Annotated in this window: 15 protein-coding genes; 10 read left to right on the top strand and 5 right to left on the bottom strand. The window is 51.3% G+C overall.

From position 1 onward, the window contains the following. From GOW48_RS21905 to GOW48_RS21910, 3 genes are all read right to left on the bottom strand, one after another. The coding region (locus tag GOW48_RS21905; RefSeq protein ID WP_170756187.1) for a DUF7507 domain-containing protein at positions 1-1,969 on the bottom strand (1,969 nt) is incomplete at its 3' end. A gap of 319 nt (positions 1,970-2,288) precedes the next feature. Then, positions 2,289-3,542 (bottom strand): HlyD family type I secretion periplasmic adaptor subunit, encoded by a 1,254-nt coding sequence (locus GOW48_RS22575; protein ID WP_331251856.1) that lies wholly within the window; start codon positions 3,540-3,542, stop codon positions 2,289-2,291. Positions 3,543-3,585: 43 nt separating this feature from the next. Continuing rightward, positions 3,586-5,484 carry a type I secretion system permease/ATPase gene (locus GOW48_RS21910; protein ID WP_170756188.1) on the bottom strand — a complete coding sequence of 633 codons (1,899 nt, stop codon included), beginning with the start codon at positions 5,482-5,484 and terminating at the stop codon, positions 3,586-3,588. Positions 5,485-6,201: 717 nt separating this feature from the next. Between GOW48_RS21910 and GOW48_RS21915 the strand changes: the two genes are divergently transcribed. The 3 genes from GOW48_RS21915 to GOW48_RS21925 all read left to right on the top strand — a co-directional run bounded on the left by GOW48_RS21915 (position 6,202) and on the right by GOW48_RS21925 (position 9,430). After that, positions 6,202-7,032, top strand: a complete 831-nt coding sequence (locus GOW48_RS21915; RefSeq protein ID WP_170756189.1) for a class I SAM-dependent methyltransferase — start codon at positions 6,202-6,204, stop codon at positions 7,030-7,032. 43 nt (positions 7,033-7,075) lie between these two features. Continuing rightward, positions 7,076-7,870 (top strand): class I SAM-dependent methyltransferase, encoded by a 795-nt coding sequence (locus tag GOW48_RS21920; protein WP_170756190.1) that lies wholly within the window; start codon positions 7,076-7,078, stop codon positions 7,868-7,870. Positions 7,871-8,092: 222 nt separating this feature from the next. Beyond that, on the top strand, positions 8,093-9,430 hold the full coding sequence (locus GOW48_RS21925; protein WP_170756191.1) for an adenylate/guanylate cyclase domain-containing protein: 1,338 nt from the start codon (positions 8,093-8,095) through the stop codon (positions 9,428-9,430). 305 nt (positions 9,431-9,735) lie between these two features. Here the strand turns inward: GOW48_RS21925 and GOW48_RS21930 are convergent, their stop codons facing one another. Beyond that, positions 9,736-10,650 (bottom strand): LysR substrate-binding domain-containing protein, encoded by a 915-nt coding sequence (locus GOW48_RS21930; protein ID WP_170756192.1) that lies wholly within the window; start codon positions 10,648-10,650, stop codon positions 9,736-9,738. Positions 10,651-10,830: 180 nt separating this feature from the next. Here GOW48_RS21930 and ugpB point away from each other — a divergent pair, with 180 nt between their 5' ends. From ugpB to GOW48_RS21960, 6 genes are all read left to right on the top strand, one after another. Next, the gene (gene ugpB / locus GOW48_RS21935; protein ID WP_170353184.1) at positions 10,831-12,141 is read left to right on the top strand and encodes a sn-glycerol-3-phosphate ABC transporter substrate-binding protein UgpB; all 1,311 of its coding nucleotides are present in this window, start codon (positions 10,831-10,833) and stop codon (positions 12,139-12,141) included. A gap of 61 nt (positions 12,142-12,202) precedes the next feature. Then, on the top strand, positions 12,203-13,084 hold the full coding sequence (gene ugpA, locus GOW48_RS21940) for a sn-glycerol-3-phosphate ABC transporter permease UgpA (RefSeq protein WP_170756193.1): 882 nt from the start codon (positions 12,203-12,205) through the stop codon (positions 13,082-13,084). A gap of 20 nt (positions 13,085-13,104) precedes the next feature. After that, positions 13,105-13,941: a sn-glycerol-3-phosphate ABC transporter permease UgpE gene (gene ugpE, locus GOW48_RS21945; protein ID WP_170756199.1), complete on the top strand. Its 837-nt coding sequence runs from the start codon at positions 13,105-13,107 to the stop codon at positions 13,939-13,941. Between the two features lie 3 nt (positions 13,942-13,944). Further along, complete coding sequence (gene ugpC / locus GOW48_RS21950; RefSeq protein WP_170756194.1) at positions 13,945-15,000, top strand: sn-glycerol-3-phosphate ABC transporter ATP-binding protein UgpC; 1,056 nt, start codon at positions 13,945-13,947, stop codon at positions 14,998-15,000. Continuing rightward, positions 15,000-15,947, top strand: coding sequence for a glycerophosphodiester phosphodiesterase family protein (locus GOW48_RS21955; RefSeq protein WP_170756195.1), 948 nt, complete (start codon positions 15,000-15,002; stop codon positions 15,945-15,947). Before ugpC ends, GOW48_RS21955 begins: the two co-directional genes overlap by 1 nt. Positions 15,948-16,052: 105 nt before the next feature. After that, the gene (locus GOW48_RS21960) at positions 16,053-16,502 is read left to right on the top strand and encodes an NUDIX hydrolase (protein ID WP_170756196.1); all 450 of its coding nucleotides are present in this window, start codon (positions 16,053-16,055) and stop codon (positions 16,500-16,502) included. Positions 16,503-16,650: 148 nt separating this feature from the next. On the opposite strand, the gene GOW48_RS21965 is transcribed toward GOW48_RS21960, so the two are convergent. Beyond that, positions 16,651-17,256, bottom strand: a complete 606-nt coding sequence (locus tag GOW48_RS21965) for a histidine phosphatase family protein (protein ID WP_170756573.1) — start codon at positions 17,254-17,256, stop codon at positions 16,651-16,653. A 503-nt stretch (positions 17,257-17,759) separates the two neighbouring features. On the opposite strand from GOW48_RS21965, the gene GOW48_RS21970 reads away from it, so the two are divergent. Next, positions 17,760-18,320, top strand: coding sequence for a hypothetical protein (locus GOW48_RS21970; protein WP_170756198.1), 561 nt, complete (start codon positions 17,760-17,762; stop codon positions 18,318-18,320). Positions 18,321-18,519: the final 199 nt, after the last annotated feature.

Here is an 18,519-nt window from a genome sequence, read left to right on the forward strand (position 1 = left end):
AAGCCAGAGTACCCCCCAGAAGCGGGTCCTCAACATCCACATCCGTCAGCGTCACATTGCCCGTGTTGGTGACCGTGATGCTGTAATTGATCTGATCACCCGCGTCGACAAGGCCGTTGCCATTCAGGTCGTCAACGCTTGTAATCTCTTTCTCGATCTCTATCCCAGGCTGGTAGGCGATCGGCTGCTGCGCGGAATCCGACACTTCCTCCGTCTCAGCACTGTCGGCAGTCGCCGTGTTGTCGATGTTGCCATCGTCGTCGTCACCGCCAAGATCATCGGGCTCAAGATCGCCCTGGCTGTCCACATCGGCCTGCGTGATCGTGTAAGACCCCGTATAGGTCTCCTCACCCCCAACAGCGATCGTCTCGCCAGAGGCCAGAGTACCCCCCAGAAGCGGGTCCTCAACATCCACATCCGTCAGCGTCACATTGCCCGTGTTGGTGACCGTGATGCTGTAATTGATCTGATCACCCGCGTCGACAAGGCCGTTGCCATTCAGGTCGTCAACGCTTGTAATCTCTTTCTCGATCTCTATCCCAGGCTGGTAGGCCAAAGGAGCGTCAGCATCATCGCTGTCTGTCACTTCCTCTTCTTCATAGAATCCACTTACGCTGGCGGTGTTCTCTATGTTGCCATCGTCGTCGTCACTGACATCGCCAAACTCTGCATCGCCTCTGCTGTCCAGATCCTCCTGCGTTACTTGGTAGGTTAGATCTACTGTTCCACCCAATCCATCACTGTCGCCGTCATCGATTGTGACGACTTCACCTACCTCCAGATCACCGACCAAAATGTTTACCCCAGTCAAGGGGTCAGTCACAGTAACGCCAGCCAGAGCCAGATTGCCCGTGTTTTCGATCACCAATTGATAAGTAATTTCATCCCCGGCATCTTCAGCTATTCCCTCAGAGCCTTCACCGTCCACATCGACAACCGTTTTGGTAATCATTATCTGTGGATTTGGAACCAAGTTTCCGATCTGGACAAAATCTGTATCTCCGGCCTCGGAAAGGTTCGCGACCCAGAAATAGGGATCATCGCCTTGACCATCCAAGGTGCCGTTGGTTGGCTCGGAGCCCGCCTCTAAACTAGAAATATCCTCACGAATAATTATATCGTCAGAACTGGTCGCGACTCCGAAGAAAGTGAAGTTACCATTTTCATCCGTGACAGTTGCGCGTTCAGTGTCTGCATCAAATATGCCATTATTGTTGCTGTCTATGTATACAACAACACCTTCCAGCCCGCTTTCTCCATCTTCTGGTTCGTAAACACCGTCGCCATCAAGATCCCCGAACTTGAAGCCATTAATCGTCCCAGCGCTTTGGATGTTCCACTCATCAAAGCCTGCCTCTTCGTCATATTCACCAGGGCGGCCCATTTCCGAATAAAGGTAGAAATAGTAATCTTCAAAAGACTCACTGGGGTTTGCTAGAAAATACGCATCGATGACGCTTTTTTCGATCAATACCGTGTAGTCGTCAGTGCCACTGCCTGTAGATGTTTCGGCCAAAAACAGAGTAGTTGGTTCAATTGCATCAATATCGTAGACCAAATTTCCATTCGAAGTCAGGTCATTGTAGGTTCCGATCGTGCCATCGTCGGACAAGTAAATTTGAAATGTTTCTAGTGTTATGAGATCGTCGCTATTGCTCTCATTCAAATCCAAGCGAATTTCATAATATTCGACTCCGTCAATAACGGTGACGGGAATATCAGTCAGCTTAACTTCTCTCGTCTTTTGTTTGTCTAACTCGTTGTTACCAAAGGCATTATTTATTGCAGAATTTGAATCGTTTACGGTATTGAATCCAGCGGCAACACCATCTGATGTGCTCGCTTCGTCGCTTGTAGCCAAAAAAGGTTCGAAATTTCCTGTACCGGATCCCTGATTTGGAGAGTTGATAAATGTCACTCCACCAATGGTTTCTCTGGAACCTTCCGCTTCGAGATTAAAGTCAGCCATAATGCCCCCCGGCAAACTATGAAAAAATCTCTACTCTGGGGCTTCAAACCATATTCTTATCTGCACTCATTAAGTTTTTTGACCTTTAGCCGAGGTACGCACTTTGGCACTAAACAGTAAAAAGCTCACGCTAAAGGTATCGGGACGATATAAACTCGATAAAATTGAGTCAACAAACTAACGGATTTGTACGTGCAAAACACGTCAATCGAACAGCGACTGGACGCGACGGCGTCGAATAAAGTCCAGTGCCGGCTAGTCCGCTAACGTCGCTACGAATGTCTGTTTCCGGCTCTTAAAGGATACGGAAAACAACGACTTAATTTTCCCTTAGAGCGCGTCGAAAATAGTTGGCCAAAGGCTGAACGAGGTATGAAATCGGTGCACGTGCATCAGTTTTGATAAATGCCTCCACAGGCATTCCCGGAACGAGCAAAACATCACCTGTCGCAGTCAGAGACTTTGTGTCGGGTTGCAACACCGCTTCATAATAAGGCACCTCCTGCGCATCATCTGTAAATGTATCAGCTGATATCCTGACTACGACACCAAGAACTTCAGGCGTTGTACGTTGGTCAAAGGTAGTAAAACGAAGTGAAACAGGCTGACCTTCGTAAACTTGGTCAATATGCACGGGGTCAATTCGCGCTGATACTTGAAGTGGTCTATCCTTTGGGACGATGTACATAATCGGATCAGCAGGTTTGATAACAGCCTGTTCCGCGAAAACGGATGACCCAAAAACAACGCCTTCGGACGGTGACCTAACTTCCAACCTCGAGAGTCGTTTCTTCAAACTTTGACGATTTTCCACCAAAGGGATCTCGCTGAAACGTAAATCACGCAATTCTGTAATGGCGCCTTCCCGGCGCCTATTTTCCAAGTTTATGATTTCGATTGAAACGCCCGTTTGCCGCCCTTTCGCCTCGGCTTTTGCAGCTTCTAGCTGGCCTATCTCTCCCTTCAGCCTCGCCTGCTCTCTCCTGAGTGCCAAAACCCGAGACGCTTGAACCAACCCTTGCTCCAACAGGGCCTCAAGATCCTTGATTTCGGTCTCGACCAGATCCAATTGATCTTTTAGCGCGCTCACTTGAGCCTCTATACCTCGGACTTGATCCTCGATTTGAAATGACTGTTGTTTCAGTTGATCGATTTCGTTCTTGTGTGAAGCCAGTTTCGCGTTGAAAAGGTTTCTTTGACCCTGAAGCTGTGAGGTCATCCATTCGTTGTCCAGCGTTGAAAATTCTCCTAAAGCGATATCCTGAAGATTTGAAAGCTGGTCTCTCTCAGCCTCCAACCTGAAACGTCTCACGAGAATTTCCATCAGTTGTCGTTCCACGACTTGCAACTCAGATCTTAGAAATGTGCCGTCAAGTTTGACTAATACGTCGCCCGCCTCCACTGAATCTCCATCGCGAGCTAAAATCGCTGAAACAACGCCTCCGTCTGGATGCTGAGCGACTTGTCTTTCGGTTTCTACTTTCACAGTACCGCTGGCAACAACAGCACCGGAAATCCTAGTAAACAAACTCCAGTAGCCAATCCCAAAAATCAAAACCGCTATTGAGGTCACGCCAATGTAAATAGGAACTAAGGCGCTCCAATCAGCTACTTCTTCAATGTCCGTGTTTTTTCCTGACTGACTTAAAGCCTTGTGCTTTCTGTTTACCCAACTTTCTTTTACGGATTGAACGAAACTCTTTACTTGCTTTCGAAACTTTTCGATGCGCCCCGGCAGATCTAAATTCTTCGTTTTCATTGGCTTGAATTTGCCTCTTTATCGACATCACGTTCTTGAGCGAGGAACCAAGTACTTGGTCGCGAGGACCATAATCTTTTGTTTGACCGCCTTGGAGAATAAGTAACTTATCACATTCTGAAATAGCGACTGGGCGATGAGTCATAATCAGAACTGATTTGTTCGCGGCTTTCAACTCTGAAACGACTGCATTCAACGCATCAGACCCCTCTTTGTCCAATGCGGAATTGGGTTCATCCAGCACAAGGATCTTAGGATCACCATAGAGAGCGCGAGCAAGGGCAAGTCTTTGCTTTTGACCTCCTGACAACTTATCATCAAGTGGTTCAATAACTGTGTTGTATCCTTCATCAAGATTTAAAATGATACTGTGAACCTTAGCCCTTTTGGCAGCTATCACCACTCTTTCAGGAGAAACTTCGAGTGACATCTGAGCTATGTTTTCTGCAATCGTTCCAGCAAAAAAATGAACGTCCTGCGGCAAGTAACCAATCTGCTTACCCATTTCTTCCGGACCGTATTGCTTAAGCGTAGCGCCACCTAAACGTACTTCTCCGTTATGTGGACTAACCAATCCCATAACAACCCTAGCTAAAGTGCTTTTTCCTGAACCACTTTTCCCCAAAATCCCCAACGCTTCGCCAGGTGCTAGATGGAATGAGACATTTCCCAGAACAGGGTGTTCGCGCCCTCGCGCAAAGACCGTGACGCCATCGACTGTTAACGACGCTTCAGGTTTCGGCAATGTAGTCACTTCGTCATCGAGCTTTAATTCTTGCAACAGCTCATCTAGCCGACGCCAACCTCGTCTCGCCTTTTGCGCCAGCGACCATTGTGGAATACACTGTTCGATTGGAGCCAGTGCCCTGCCTAGTAATATTGAAGACGCGATCATCGCGCCTGCAGTCAGTTCATTTTGCAAAACTAACCAAGCGCCAAGCCCAAGCATCGCCGCTTGGAGAAAAAACCGAAAAGCTTTGGAAAAAGACGCAAAACCACCCGTCCAGTCATTTGCTAGAATTGAAGAATGAAGCGCTGCATCTTGAAGCTTTTTCCAACGCTTTTCCAAGTCTGAAGCCATTCCTTGCGACCAGGCCAAATCGCTCATTTCTTGGACTTGACCGGCAAATCGGTTTGCTGACTGAGAGATTGATTGGGCTTGTAGCGTTTTATTAACGGTTAAAATCTGGTTTATCAAAGCTGCCGAAACGAGCACACAACCCCCAGCAAGCGCGAGCCAGCCGAGATAAGGATGAAAGATAAAAACTGCGACTAAAAAAATGGGCGTCCAAGGTAGGTCAAAGATAGCCAACAATAACGGGGACGAGAAGAATGCCTTAAGCGCTTCAATGTCCTGCAACCCGTGGCTTTCGATTCCCGAGCTTCTTTTGAGCGCCGAACGTTCCAGAAGCGCTTTGAACGCAAGCGGCCCGAAGGTGCTCTGAATTCGGGCACCTATCCTCGCAGAAACGCGTCCACGTGCGTATTCTAGAAACCCATAAATTGTGAATAACAGCGTCACCAAGCCGAATAGAACCAGTAAGGTTTCTTCTGAACGAGAGCTTAAAACTCTGTCGTAAATCTGAAGCATGAATACCGGGCCTGTAAGCATAAGCAGGTTAGTAAAAATGCTAAAAGCCATTGCAATCAACAACAAGTCGCGACTTTTTGCGGCCGCAAGAGAAATTGATACGCGATGAGAATCGGCTTCTTCCAAACGGGTACTCGCTACAGTAAACACTGGAAACACAATCATTGTATACAAGAGCCACATGTTTCAACAGTGTTGTGATAAGTTATAAAGGTGATCTACGAGCCCGATAGGCCGCCCAGGCGCGTTAAGTTTACCTAAAGCGAACTGACTAAGATACAGGTTGGGCTCCGAGCAGCACTCAGATAGGATGAACGTCAATTTCCACCTAAATGGAAACCAAGTACAAAACTCGTCAATTGTTACCCAAGTTGTCACCCAAACCCTTGTTAAAAAACAAAAACCAATGCTCAGATAAACTGCAACGAATAACAAAAACGCGCCAAAAAAACGGCATAGATAATTAGCGAAGCATTCGTCGCTCATGGTAGGAAACTGACGTTCTCCGCGGGTGAAAATTGGAGGTTTTTGGGAGCGTTCATTTGGCTTCCCAACGGTTCATAAACTTAACGGCCTCTCCACAAATTGCTACGGATAATACCCAATATGGAAAGCTTAGGACAAGACATGAGCCACGAGGCTCAGAAAATGCCACCCAAATCTTAAACCTTGGAATTCCACTATCCGCCTACAGAAATCCTCACGACGGATTCTGGCTGGACTTTTTGGAATCTAAATGCGGTTGTGAAAGCGACTGACATGCGGGCATGTGCGCTAAACCGGCCATTGAGCGGCGTTGCCGCTAACAGCAGGTACGCAGACGAAGCTGACATTTCGGACAACTGCGTGTACCCTAGCTGCATCGATTAGAGAGGCTGCGTAATGACTAATCCCAATGAAGTCGCGCACCATTACCATTCCGGTCACCTGCTACAGCAGATTTCTGCTGGTTGCGCAGCGATGAACCTAACCCCACCGTTTTCTCAAGACGCCTTGGCTCCAGTTGACGAGTTTCACATTGGTGGGCGCCTCGCAACCGAACCGTTTGTGAAGGCTCTTGGCCTTACGCCCGAAAGCCGGGTTATCGATTTTGGATGCGGTCTCGGCGGTCCGGCACGCTATGTTGCGGCAGCTACCGGAGCGCAAGTAACTGGCGTTGATTTGACCGCTGAGTTTGTGGAAACCGGAAGGACACTTACCGAATGGACCGGGTTATCGGATCGGGTTCAACTTATCGAAGGCAGCGTGCTCGATTTGCCGCTAGAAGCTGGTTGCATGGACGCCGCTTACATGATCCACGTTGGAATGAACATCGCGGAAAAAGTAGGCATAGCGCGCGAGGCGAAACGGGTCCTCAAGCCAGGAGGAATCTTTGCAATTTACGATGTGATGCAAGTCGGAGAGGGACAAATGGACTATCCGGCGCCTTGGGCTTCTTCCTCAGATCAAAGTGCACTCGCACCACCGGAGACGTATGAGGCTGCTTTGAAGTCCGTTGGTTTCGAGGTGAGTGACCGGATCGACCGCACTGAATTTGCCAAACAGTTCTTCGCCGATCTGGCTGCCGCGCAAAACCGTGCAGATGGCCCTCCACCACTGGGTCTTCATCTTATCATGGGCGATGATACGGCGCTTAAGGTTCAACACATGGTTCGGAACATCGCCGGCGGATTGATTGCTCCGATTGAACTCCACGCTTGCCTCCCAGAGTAACAAAACACTCTATACGATCGGCGAATACCAGAAAGTTAGGGTGATGGCTGCAGACAATTTCCGACTGACCAAAGAAGCTGCTCTCAAATACGACAGCCATAGTGTACCCGCCATGTTTGGACCACTGGCGCAAGCGACGATGGAGAACGTTAACCTCCGCAATGACGCGCGCATCGTAGATATAGCCTGCGGCACAGGCGCTTTGACACGTGAGATCGCCAAGACTTTGTCTGGCAAAGGACGCATTGTCGGCGTGGACTTAAACGAAACGATGATAGAGGTTGCGCGGGCTAACCAACCAGAATCTGATCATACTATTGAATGGCACGCTGCGGATGTATGCAACATGCCCTGTAAAGACGGCTCGTTTGACTATGCTTTCATTCAACAGGGCCTGCAGTTCTTCCCAGACAAACCGGCAGCCTTGACAGAAGTTCACCGCATACTGCGTGATCAAGGGCAGCTCATTCTGACGTGTTGGCGCGCTGTGTCACCATTTAATGGGGCGCTTGCAGACGCCCTCGAAAGACATGTTGGCCCCGACGCAGCGACCAAGGCGAAGGCGCCGTTTTCGTTCCGCGATGGAGACTTAATTTCGAACCTTCTGACGGACGCAGGCTTCCAAATCAGCCGTCATGACGCCTTGGTGCTTGAACGCCGTTTTGAAGACCTGCGGGCACAAATCATGGCTCTGCCGATTGAGGTGTACCTCAGAAAGGCGGGAGAAAGTATTGCTGAAGCGGTTGTGGCAGAAGTGGCCGCTAAGCTGGCCCGGTACGATAGATCCGGTGTATTGCACGTTCCACAAGAAGCGCATCTTTTCGTCGCGGAAACGTGAGCGGGCATTCGTTGCGGGCTGAACCAAGGACAGCAGTGCGGACAATGCAAACCTCCGGTTTTTACCTGATTTTTACAATCTTAAATGACGCACGTTGCGCTCAACCAAAGAGATCATTGATCGACAGGCAAATCGAACTTCAATATGATCATGCGCTGGCTCCGTCGGAACCACATTGAAAACACGGCGGAGTATTGGCCATAGAACGACTGGGAGGGGCGCATGACTGCCAGTGTGGAGACCCTATTCACCGAAAGCGACGGGCTGTCCATCGCCTATCAAGTTTGGGGCGATGGGCCGCGCAATCTTGTGTTGGTCCCCGGAATGATTTCGCATCTGGAAGCGTCCATGGAAAATCCGGGCTACCTGCAGTGGATGACAGCTCTCAGCTCGGTAGGAAGATTGGTGACCTTCGACAAACGCGGCAACGGCATGTCAGACCGCATTCAGGGGACACCAACCCTTGAAGAGCGCGTCATGGATATAGAGGCTATAATGGATGTCACTGAAATGACCTCAGCCACGGTCATTGCTTTCTCCGAGGGGGCTTCACTTGCCTGTGTCTATGCCGCGATGCGCCCCGAGCGCGTCGAACGTCTGGCTTTGTGCGGCGGGTACGCTCAAGGCCGTCTTACTCGCGGTTACCTGACCCCTGAAAGCCTTAAAATCGCGTTGAAGCAGTTTCGCGAGAACTGGGGGAAGCTCTATAAACCTCACCCTTTCTCGGCTTTTGGCCCAAGTGAGGACGATGCTGAAGCTCAGGAAGCATGGGCGCATTTCCAAAGGATGAGCGCGACCCCTATTACAGTCGCCAGCCTGTTCGAATTGGCTGCCCGGATAGATATCCGGGAATTGCTGCCTTCTATTTCACAACCCACTTTGGTCATACATCGCGAATTTGAAGAACCCAACGGGGCTGATTGCGCCAAGGATTTTCTGTGTTTGATGCCATCCACTAAATACAAAACCATACCCGGCCACGAGCATGTGCCATGGGAAGGCGACGTGGACAGTTATGCGGCTGCAATCGTCGAGTTTGTCACCGGCGAAGCATCGGCGACGATCCAACCCAAGCGCACCCTTGCTACCGTTCTGTTCTCAGATCTCGTCGCATCCACCTCACAACAAGCACGTATCGGTGATGAGAATTGGCGAGACCTTATGAACCGCCACGATGACGTTTGCACAAACCAGATCTCTCGACACGGTGGTCATCTGGTGAAATTCACCGGCGACGGCGTTCTGGCGACGTTCAGTTCTCCTACAAGTGCGCTGGCCTGCGCTGGTTCTTTACGTGAAGCATTGTCTGCAATCGACCTTAACGCACGCTTCGGCGCTCACACAGGTGAGATTGAAATTCGCGGCGAGGATATCAGCGGCCTTGGCGTGGTCATAGCCGCTCGGGTGATGGGCCAAGCCCAGGAAGGACAGGTTTTGGCCTCCGATCTCACGCGGCAACTGATGCTTGGTGCGCCGTTCGAGTTTCAAGACTGCGGAAAGCACGAGTTGAAGGGCGTTCCAAATTCTTGGAGACTGCACGCGGTCAGCCCTACGAACTAAACAACTCGGAACGCTGGCCCTGCCTACTGGTCTTTACCACGGAATCCGATTGTCGGTTTTGGGCTCGGTTCGGTCATTCGTGAAATGAGTGCGCAGCGGACAAAGCGGGCGCTAAAGTGCCTTAGGATAAGGAACTAAATCATCCATGCTCAATTGCAGAACCACTCGGCTTTTCGCCGTTTTTGATTGTTAATCCGAGATCGATCTCGGGGGCTATTCCAAATGCTCAAGCATTGGTTTCAAGCTACGAAGATAGAAAAAGTACGGCTTACTGGTAGCGAACATCGGCGTTTGCCGCCCTACAGTCAGTGATGGAGTTTACCTACCTTGAATGGGGCTAAGCTCTCTTGGAACTGCTCAATGAACTCTAGCGTCACCAATGACGGTTGCTTCAAAATCGGACGCACAAGGGAAAGCGTATGTGACAAGAGCGGTTTGAATGGTCGGTAGCTCAACCCGTTGTCTGCGTATTGGACGGCGTCCAACTCGCTGACCACGGAAATCCCAACACCTTTTACAGCCAATTCACAAGCTGCCGTGAACTGCCTGACTTCGATGTGAGAGTTGAGTTTGACGTTGGCGCTTTGAAACGCTTTTGAAAGTTGTCCAAAAAAATCGCTGTCGCGCCTCGTGTGAATAATCTTGGCATTCGCAAGATCCGCAGGTGACACCTCGGAGAGTTCTTCCAGTTCATGTCCGGTAGGAAACACGCAAACTGTACGGACATCGATGTCTCTGCTTTCGACGGCCGGATGCCCGTTAAAGCTGTCTGTGATTCCGAAATCATATTGCTCACCGATCATCCACTCGAGAATGCGTTCTGGTCTGTCAGGCTCGATCGTCATTGTTACACCTGGCCGATGTTCTAAAAACTCGGCGATGACGTTGGGAAGGTGACTGGTGGCGAACCCAGGCAAACATGCGATGCGGATGTGTCCCGCTTTGCGCTTCGTTATATCCTGACTGACATCCGAGATTTGCTTCATCAATTCCAAAACACGCTCTACGCTGGGTTGCAAATAACGCACTTCCTGCGAAGGCACTAAGCGACCTTCACGGCGATCAAAAAGTTGAAAGCCAAGCGATTTTTCCAGATCAGAAAGCAGTCGGCTAACCGCAGGCTGGCTTATCCCAAGATCCGTAGCTGCAGCAGTGACCGACCCATTTGTAGAAACTGCCATGAGTGCTTCCAATTGGCGGATCCTCAAAGTTTGACTCATGCTTTGAACCTAGTTCGTTGTTTGTTTTGCAAGTTTATAATGTAATGTTATTCTTTTATCAAAAATTAAATGCTTGAATTATACAATTGTGACGTTAACGTCGGGAAATCGTCATGTGTGCTGATTACGCGTTGCGGTCGGTATTCAACGAAGCATCAACACTGATGCATGGGAGGAATCATGAATAAGCAATTTCTCGGCGCTCTCGCCGTAACTACTGCGTTGTCCCCCGTGGCGGCGATGGCCCAAACTGAAGTTCAGTTCTGGCACGCCTTCACCGGCCGACTGGGTGAGCTCGTTAAAGCGCAGGTCGAAGAGTTCAACGCCAGCCAGGATGAGTTCGTCGTGGTCGAAAGCCACAAAGGCAACTACTCAGAAACTCTGAACGCAGGAATTGCGGCCTTCCGCGCCGGTGAGCAGCCCCACATTCTAATGGTTTTCGAAGTGGGCACTGCAACGATGATGTCGGCCGAAGGTGCAATCAAACCCGTCTATGAAGTGATGGCTGAAAGCGGTGCATCGTTTGATCCTGACGCGTACATTGGCGCTGTCAAAGGGTACTATACTACAACGGACGGAGAAATGCTCTCACTGCCTTTCAACTCGTCCACACCGGTTCTGTGGGTCAATCGCGATGCCTTCGAAGCGGCGGGTGTTGATCCGGACACAGACCTATCGACCTGGGAAAAGGTTGGCGACGCGCTTGAGCAGCTTAAGGCTGGCGGCGAGGACTGCCCGCTGGTGACAGCATGGCAAAGCTGGATTCACCTCGAGAACCTGTCGGCCTATCACGACGTTCCGTTCGCATCGCAGGACAACGGTTTTGCCGGTCTGGATACCGAGCTGATGTTGAACGGTCCGGCGCAGGTCGCACACCTGACAGCAATGGGTGACTGGGCCAAGGATGGCAAGTTCATCTATACAGGACGCAGAAATGAAGGTGGTGCAAACTTCCGGGCCGGCGAATGCGCATTGTTTACCGAAAGTTCGGCCGGTTACGCTGGCATCAGCTCCGAAGCCGAGTTCGAATTCGATGTGCGCCCGCTACCCTATTGGGAAGCCTTGGTAAGCGAGCCGCAGAACACCATTATCGGTGGCGCTTCGCTTTGGGTGATGGAAGGCCACGATCCTGAAGCATACAAGGGCGTGGGTGAATTCCTCAGCTTCCTATCCTCGTCGGGCGTACAGGCTTCGTGGCACCAGAATACTGGTTATCTGCCGATCACGGCGGACGCAGGCGATGTTACGCGAGCTGCCGGTTTCTATGAGCAAAACCCCGGTACTGATATCGCTGTGATTCAGATGACGGCGAAAGAGCCTACTGCAAATTCGAAAGGTCTGCGTTTGGGATCGTTTGATCAGATTCGCGGCATCATCGACGAAGAGCTCGAGGCCGTTTGGTCCGGCGAAAAAACCGCTCAGGAAGCGATGGACAGCGCGAAAGAGCGCGGTGACGCGCTGCTACGCCGGTTCGAATCCGCCAATCAATAAGTCCTAACTCAATGCGGGCCTGTTTCAGGCCCGCATTTTCTTTATTCGGTGGTTTATCGGGATGGAAAAACGCGTCACCTTTCGCGGCTGGCTGTTGCCACTGGCGCTAATCGCTCCGCAGGTCATCATTTCCGCTGTATTCTTTTTCTATCCGGCGGGGCAGGCTGTTTGGCAATCTCTGTTCATACCTGACCCCTTTGGGCTGTCGTCCCAGTTCGTGGGACTCGGCAACTTTGAATTCCTGCTGAGCGATAAATTCTACCGAGCCTCTTTCGTAACGACGGCAGTGTTTTCAACGCTCGTCACATTGTGCTCGATGATACCGGCGTTGTTTCTGGCGGTCATCGCGGACCGCTTGATCAAAGGATCGGGCGTTTACCGGACGTTGCTGATCTGGCCCTATGCCGTTGCCCCTGCGGTCGCAGGCGTGCTGTGGCTGTTCATGTTCAACACACGCGTTGGCGTCGTCTCGTGGTACCTCGGCCGACTCGGTTATGACTGGAACCATGTCCTTAACGGAACCGAGGCCATGGGGCTGGTTGTTGTAGCATCGGCTTGGGGGCGCATCAGCTATAACTTCCTGTTCTTTTTCGCAGCCCTGCAATCGGTTCCGCGGTCGGTGATCGAGGCTGCCGCGATCGACGGAGCGCGCTTCTGGCGCCGGTTCTTCACAGTTGTACTGCCGCTGCTATCTCCGACGGCATTTTTCCTGCTGGTGGTGAATGTCGTTTACGCTTTCTTTGAAACCTTTGGCGTTATCCACACCATCACAGGCGGAGGCCCACAACAGGCGACGACCATTCTGGTCTACAAAGTCTTCTCAGACGGGTTCGTCGGGCAGGATCTTGGTTCATCTTCGGCGCAGTCAGTCATTCTGCTAATCGTGGTCGGCCTATTGACCGTCATCCAGTTCAAATATGTGGAAAAAAGGGTGCACTACTGATGGCCGCCCAACAACACGGTATGGTCGAAAAACGCGGGATGGGGATCTGGTTGACCCATGCGCTAATGATCCTCGGCGTTCTGATCATCTTCTTTCCGATCTGGTTGGCATTTGTGGCCTCGACCGTTACCCAGCCGGAAATCGTGTCACCGCCGATGCCCTTGGTGCCGGGTGATCAGTTCTGGGAAAACTACAAGGCTGCATTGTTTTCTGGCGTGAATGTGCCTGTCGCCACGATGTTGTTCAACAGCCTCGTGATGGCCATTGGTATTGCGGTGGGTAAGATCATCATTTCATTGCTGTCAGCCTTTGCGATTGTCTATTTTCGATTTCCCGGTCGAACGACGTTCTTTTGGCTAATTTTCCTGACGCTGATGCTACCGGTCGAGGTTCGCATTGTTCCAACTTTTGAAGTTGTCGCCGGGTTCGGCATGCTCAACAGCTACTATGGGTTGATCTTCCCACTTATCGCCTCGGCCACGGCAACGTTCCTGTTCCGGCAGTTTTTTCTGACAATCCCAGACGAACTGGCCGAAGCAGCTCGAGTCGACGGTGCCCGCCCGATGCGGTTCTTCATTGATATCGTTGTGCCAATGAGCAGGACCAATATCGCGGCGCTGTTTGTGATCCTGTTCATCTATGGCTGGAACCAATACCTTTGGCCGCTGCTCATCACCACCGACCCTGAAATGAACACCATTGTGATGGGCATCAAACAGATGTTCCCGTCCGGCGATGATGTAGCCGAATGGCCGATCATCATGGCCACATCAATACTGGCAATGATCCCACCGGTCATAGTGGTGGTGTCGATGCAAAAGCTCTTTGTCCGCGGCCTTGTCGATAGCGAGAAGTAAGAAATGGCAACAGTAACCCTAGAGAACGTCAAAAAGAGCTTTGGCCCAACGGACGTCATCCACGGCATCGACATCGATATTGCTGATGGTGAGTTCATCGTGATCGTCGGACCCTCGGGTTGCGGCAAGTCCACGCTGTTGCGGATGGTTGCGGGTCTCGAAACCGTGACCGATGGCGAAGTCCGAATTGGAGCGGAACGAGCCAACGACAAAGAGCCGATGGATCGCGACATCGCGATGGTGTTCCAGAACTATGCACTCTATCCACACATGTCTGTGCGCCAGAATATGGGGTACGGCCTTAAGATCGCCGGTCTGCCCAAGAGCCAGATCGACGAGAAGGTGACTGAGGCTGCCAAGCTGTTGCAACTGGAACCCTTACTGGATCGCAAACCAAGACAACTTTCCGGCGGCCAACGTCAGAGGGTGGCAATGGGTCGGGCTATTGTCCGCGAGCCAGCAGTTTTCCTGTTTGATGAGCCGCTCTCAAACCTTGATGCCAAGCTGCGGGTCCAGATGCGTCTGGAAATTCGCGAACTCCAAGAAAAGCTGGGGATCACGGCGCTTTACGTAACCCACGATCAGGTCGAGGCGATGACGATGGCAGACAGGATGATCGTCATGAACGGCGGTATTGCCGAACAGATTGGAACTCCGCTGGAGGTGTACGAAACACCGAGAACACTGTTCGCGGCACAGTTCATTGGCAGCCCGGCGATGAATGTGTTTGATGCCCGGCGTGAGAACGGGACAGTCAAGATCGGTGAAATAGAAGTTGGCCCATCTGCGGGTCCCGATAACGCGTTGAAGCTGGGGATCCGCCCAGAGCACCTGCTGTTGGATGATAATGGTCCGCTGGAAGCAGCGATTCAGATGGCAGAACCGTTAGGGGCCAACACTCTGTTGCACGGTCAACTCGCGGGCGTCGGCGGAGCGATCACGATAAGCCTTCCAGGCGTCCATCCGATCGAAGGCAGGCATCCGCACATGCGGTTTTCGGTCGACCCAGAACACTTGCATCTGTTTGACCAATCAACCGGCGAAAGGCTGGACGGCTAATGGCGTTTCCTCAAGTCGAAGCCTTCCGTGGTGGAGAAAACCTGATCCGGGTCGTGGGCCATCGAGGGGCAAGAGGCGTTTTGCCGGAAAACAGCATGATTGGTTTTGATTTCTCGCTGTCTATCGGTGTCCCGCTTCTTGAGTTTGATGTTGTCCTTACGGCGGATGACGTGCCGGTCATAACCCATAATCATCGTCTGCACGCCCCCAGCTTTCGCGACACCAATGGCCTGTTTCTGACCGGTGAAGAGCCGAAAGTCTCATCTCTGACTTTCGAGCAAATCCAGCAATTCGACATTGGACGGTTAGACGGGCATTCTGACTATGGCCAACGTTTCCCGGATCAGGCGCAACTGGACGGCGTTCGTGTTCCAAGGCTGATAGACTTGCTCGATTTGGTAGCCGAACCAAAATACGGCGATGCCTATCTGATGCTCGAACTGAAGTCGGATCCTGACCTGGCTCATGATGCGATTTATCGAGAGAACTTTGTTGGGCGAATTCTTCAGGAGGTTCGCGCCAAAGGTCTATCTACGCGCGCGGTTTTACACAGTTTTGACTGGAACCTTTTAGAAGAATGCCAGCGACAGGCGCCGGATATGCCGTCTTCTTACCTTACGCAGCTTCCGGAAAATGAGGACGATGTGGGCGAGGATTCCTCGAAAGCGGTTTGCCCAGATTTTCGCGGTCGCCGCGACGAAATCCCACTTTTGGTGAAGCAAGCCGGTGGTTCGCTTTGGTGCCCATATTATGCGGATGTGACAGCAGAAAATGTGACCCTTGCAAAAGAGCTGGGCTTATGTGTCGCCGTTTGGACGGTCAATGAGCACGAAGCGATAAGCAGGATGATCGACCTGCGCGTGGATGCAATTGTATCTGACTACCCTGGGCGGGTTCAAAGGCATCTGTCGGATTTAGGTATGGGGTGGCATATCGACAACCAGTGAATTCTTCGTCGCTCATTCGTGACGTTTTTTGTGTTTCTACCAGTCACAATCGGAAAGGATCAGTCACATCATCACTTCAACCTGCTGTGGAGGGCGAGAAGCATAGTGGCTCAGCGTACTAAAAAAGTTGCAGCACTGCCTCTGCAATTGTTCGGCGACCGCCTCAAGGTGCTCCTTATCACGTCGCGTGACACAGGGCGCTGGATCATGCCCAAGGGCTGGCCGATGGTCGGCGAGCAAGACTGGCGCGCGGCAGAAATTGAAGCGTTGGAGGAGGCTGGGGTGGAAGGTACAATTTCCCGCAAGCCGATCGGTGAGTTTGAGTACGCCAAGATTTCTAACGACGGTACCAGTGTCCTAGTGAAGGCCACCGTCTACCCGCTCTACGTCGATAAGGTGAAGCGCCGTTGGAAGGAAAGGCACGAAAGAAAAAGGCACTGGTTTTCACCGAAGGGAGCTGCGAAAGCACTCAATCAGCCAGAGCTGGAAGACTTGCTCTTAGACCTAAAAAACGACCCTAAAAAGAATAAATCAATTCGCGGATTGCTACCTTGAACCGATGCGTTGCAGTTTCTTCAGACTTATATCGATAGCTACTTGGCTTTGAACAAAACGACTTAACCCTTTCATTCAGAAATTATTTTCTAGGCTTGAAGCCAGCGGAAATCCAATGTCATGGGATTAAGTGCCAAACATCGACACCTCAGTGCTCTACGAATGTTGATTGTCCGCATCGCAACTCGATGAAACCATCTTGAGGTTCATTCAATTCAAAAACTTCTTCTGGGGACAAGTTCAAATAGATCCCTCGAAACACGCGCAGGGTTAAGCCGTGGCCAACAACTATGACAGCCCCCTCAAACGACTTGCCGGAATACCAAGCAAAAACCCGATTATGTACGTCAGCATAGGATTCTCCGCCCGGCACAGGATAGTTCCAACGGTCAGAACAGCGCGCGTCCCATTCCAGGGGAAACCGCCTTATGATCTCGTTTTCCGTCAAGCCCTCCCATTGTCCAAAACTGCATTCCATCAAACTGGATTCATACTCGATGGTTTCCGGGGTTAGGCCAAGTTCCTCGACGACTATGGAAGCCGTCTGTGCCGCTCGACCAAGTGGGCTTGAAATTACCTTCAGTGGGTGACGGCTGGATAGGCGGTGCTTTAGTCTTTTTGCACTCGCCACTGCCTGAGCGACGCCTCGCTTGGTCAAGGGCGAATTCTGCCGACCTTGACGTCGTTTTTGAAAATTCCATTCGGTTTCACCATGGCGAAGCAAGAGAATTGTAGGGCTGAGTTTTTGGTTCAAAACGTATCGAAGCCTTCCTGTACTGGAGCAAACCGAATTACCTGATTTCTCTTCCACGCAGTACCAGTTTACACGAAGGCCCAGAATTCAATAGAAGCTTCAGACTTGTGCGATTAAGTCTGTGGCGTAAGACAACGTGTTCATGTAACCCTCACGTCCAGTGCTTTATCGCTGCACTTGGTCCGCTTTGGGCTCAGTGCAGTCATGCGGTGTGTTGGGTTCAATGTCTGCTCTAGCGGCAAAGCGACCGGTCACTCGGCAGGCGCATGTATCCACTACAGTGCGGTGTGCGGTCTCTTACCGAAATAGCGTTAAAGCCGCATTGGACGATCAAGCATTAGCTGGAGCACAAGCTGTTCTCTTCCTGTTCCTTTGTTTGTGTGCAACCTTTGAAGGGGTCACCTCGTCTCAACCAGCGCTTTCTGAGCATACAGAACTGCCTTGATGCACATCAGCTTTTGGACATGCGACCAGACCCTAGAGTGTGCCAAACGGAGAATAACATGAGCGCCAACTTGGACGGTGGTCTGAAGGATAATCGCGACGTTGAATATGATGAGGGTGACTATTCCGTCTATCCGAATATGGATGGGATCAAGTGCTCGATGACATGGAAGCTCGGCAGTTATGGCGAACGCGGCGTTCTTACCGAGGGCATGATCGGGAACTTGTGTGAACACTATGGCCTGCCAGCACGACTCGTACGCGACTTGTCCACCATACTGGGTCACTGCCTCAATAACGATGACGACATTGCAATCAATCTGACCGAGGTTCGGCGCTCGCAAGCGATTGATCGAGGTCGAAAGCACCTCAATCAACTTTTTCGGAAAGCCAAACAGAGTTCCATTGCCCCACAAGAACTCCGGTACGCATTGGGCTCGCTTTCGATTTATTTCGTATCGACGCCAGAAGATGCAGACCTTCTTCCTCAAGCCTTCACCGGTGCGACTGCACCCGAACCTGTCCGAACTCTATCGCTCCAAGGTCGCAGATCTGGCACAGGCTTTATTGGATCCGTCGATCCGTACAGGGGCCTTGGAGATTATCCGGGGCTTGTTTGACAACGAGTTCGACCCAAGTGGTCTTTGGAGTATGCTTTGGCCCACTTTCTTTGAGGTTGTGAGCCTGGCGCGGTGAAGACGTTAAGCAATTGATCCGGGGGATCAATTGTAGTCTGACCGGGCTGTGTAGGGGATTTCTGACGCTGGTTGCGGGAGCAGGATTTGAACCTGCGACCTTCAGGTTATGAGCCTGACGAGC

Source organism: Ruegeria lacuscaerulensis (assembly GCF_013033355.1).
Taxonomy (GTDB): Bacteria; Pseudomonadota; Alphaproteobacteria; order Rhodobacterales; family Rhodobacteraceae; genus Ruegeria; species Ruegeria lacuscaerulensis_A.

Coding starts and splice junctions, on each gene's coding strand:
- GOW48_RS21910 (WP_170756188.1), bottom strand. CDS start 5,484: ATGATTGTGTTTCCAGTGTTTACTGTAGCGAGTACCCGTTTGGAAGAA.
- GOW48_RS21915 (WP_170756189.1), top strand. CDS start 6,202: ATGACTAATCCCAATGAAGTCGCGCACCATTACCATTCCGGTCACCTG.
- GOW48_RS21920 (WP_170756190.1), top strand. CDS start 7,076: ATGGCTGCAGACAATTTCCGACTGACCAAAGAAGCTGCTCTCAAATAC.
- GOW48_RS21925 (WP_170756191.1), top strand. CDS start 8,093: ATGACTGCCAGTGTGGAGACCCTATTCACCGAAAGCGACGGGCTGTCC.
- GOW48_RS21930 (WP_170756192.1), bottom strand. CDS start 10,650: ATGAGTCAAACTTTGAGGATCCGCCAATTGGAAGCACTCATGGCAGTT.
- ugpB (WP_170353184.1), top strand. CDS start 10,831: ATGAATAAGCAATTTCTCGGCGCTCTCGCCGTAACTACTGCGTTGTCC.
- ugpA (WP_170756193.1), top strand. CDS start 12,203: ATGGAAAAACGCGTCACCTTTCGCGGCTGGCTGTTGCCACTGGCGCTA.
- ugpE (WP_170756199.1), top strand. CDS start 13,105: ATGGTCGAAAAACGCGGGATGGGGATCTGGTTGACCCATGCGCTAATG.
- ugpC (WP_170756194.1), top strand. CDS start 13,945: ATGGCAACAGTAACCCTAGAGAACGTCAAAAAGAGCTTTGGCCCAACG.
- GOW48_RS21955 (WP_170756195.1), top strand. CDS start 15,000: ATGGCGTTTCCTCAAGTCGAAGCCTTCCGTGGTGGAGAAAACCTGATC.
- GOW48_RS21970 (WP_170756198.1), top strand. CDS start 17,760: ATGAGCGCCAACTTGGACGGTGGTCTGAAGGATAATCGCGACGTTGAA.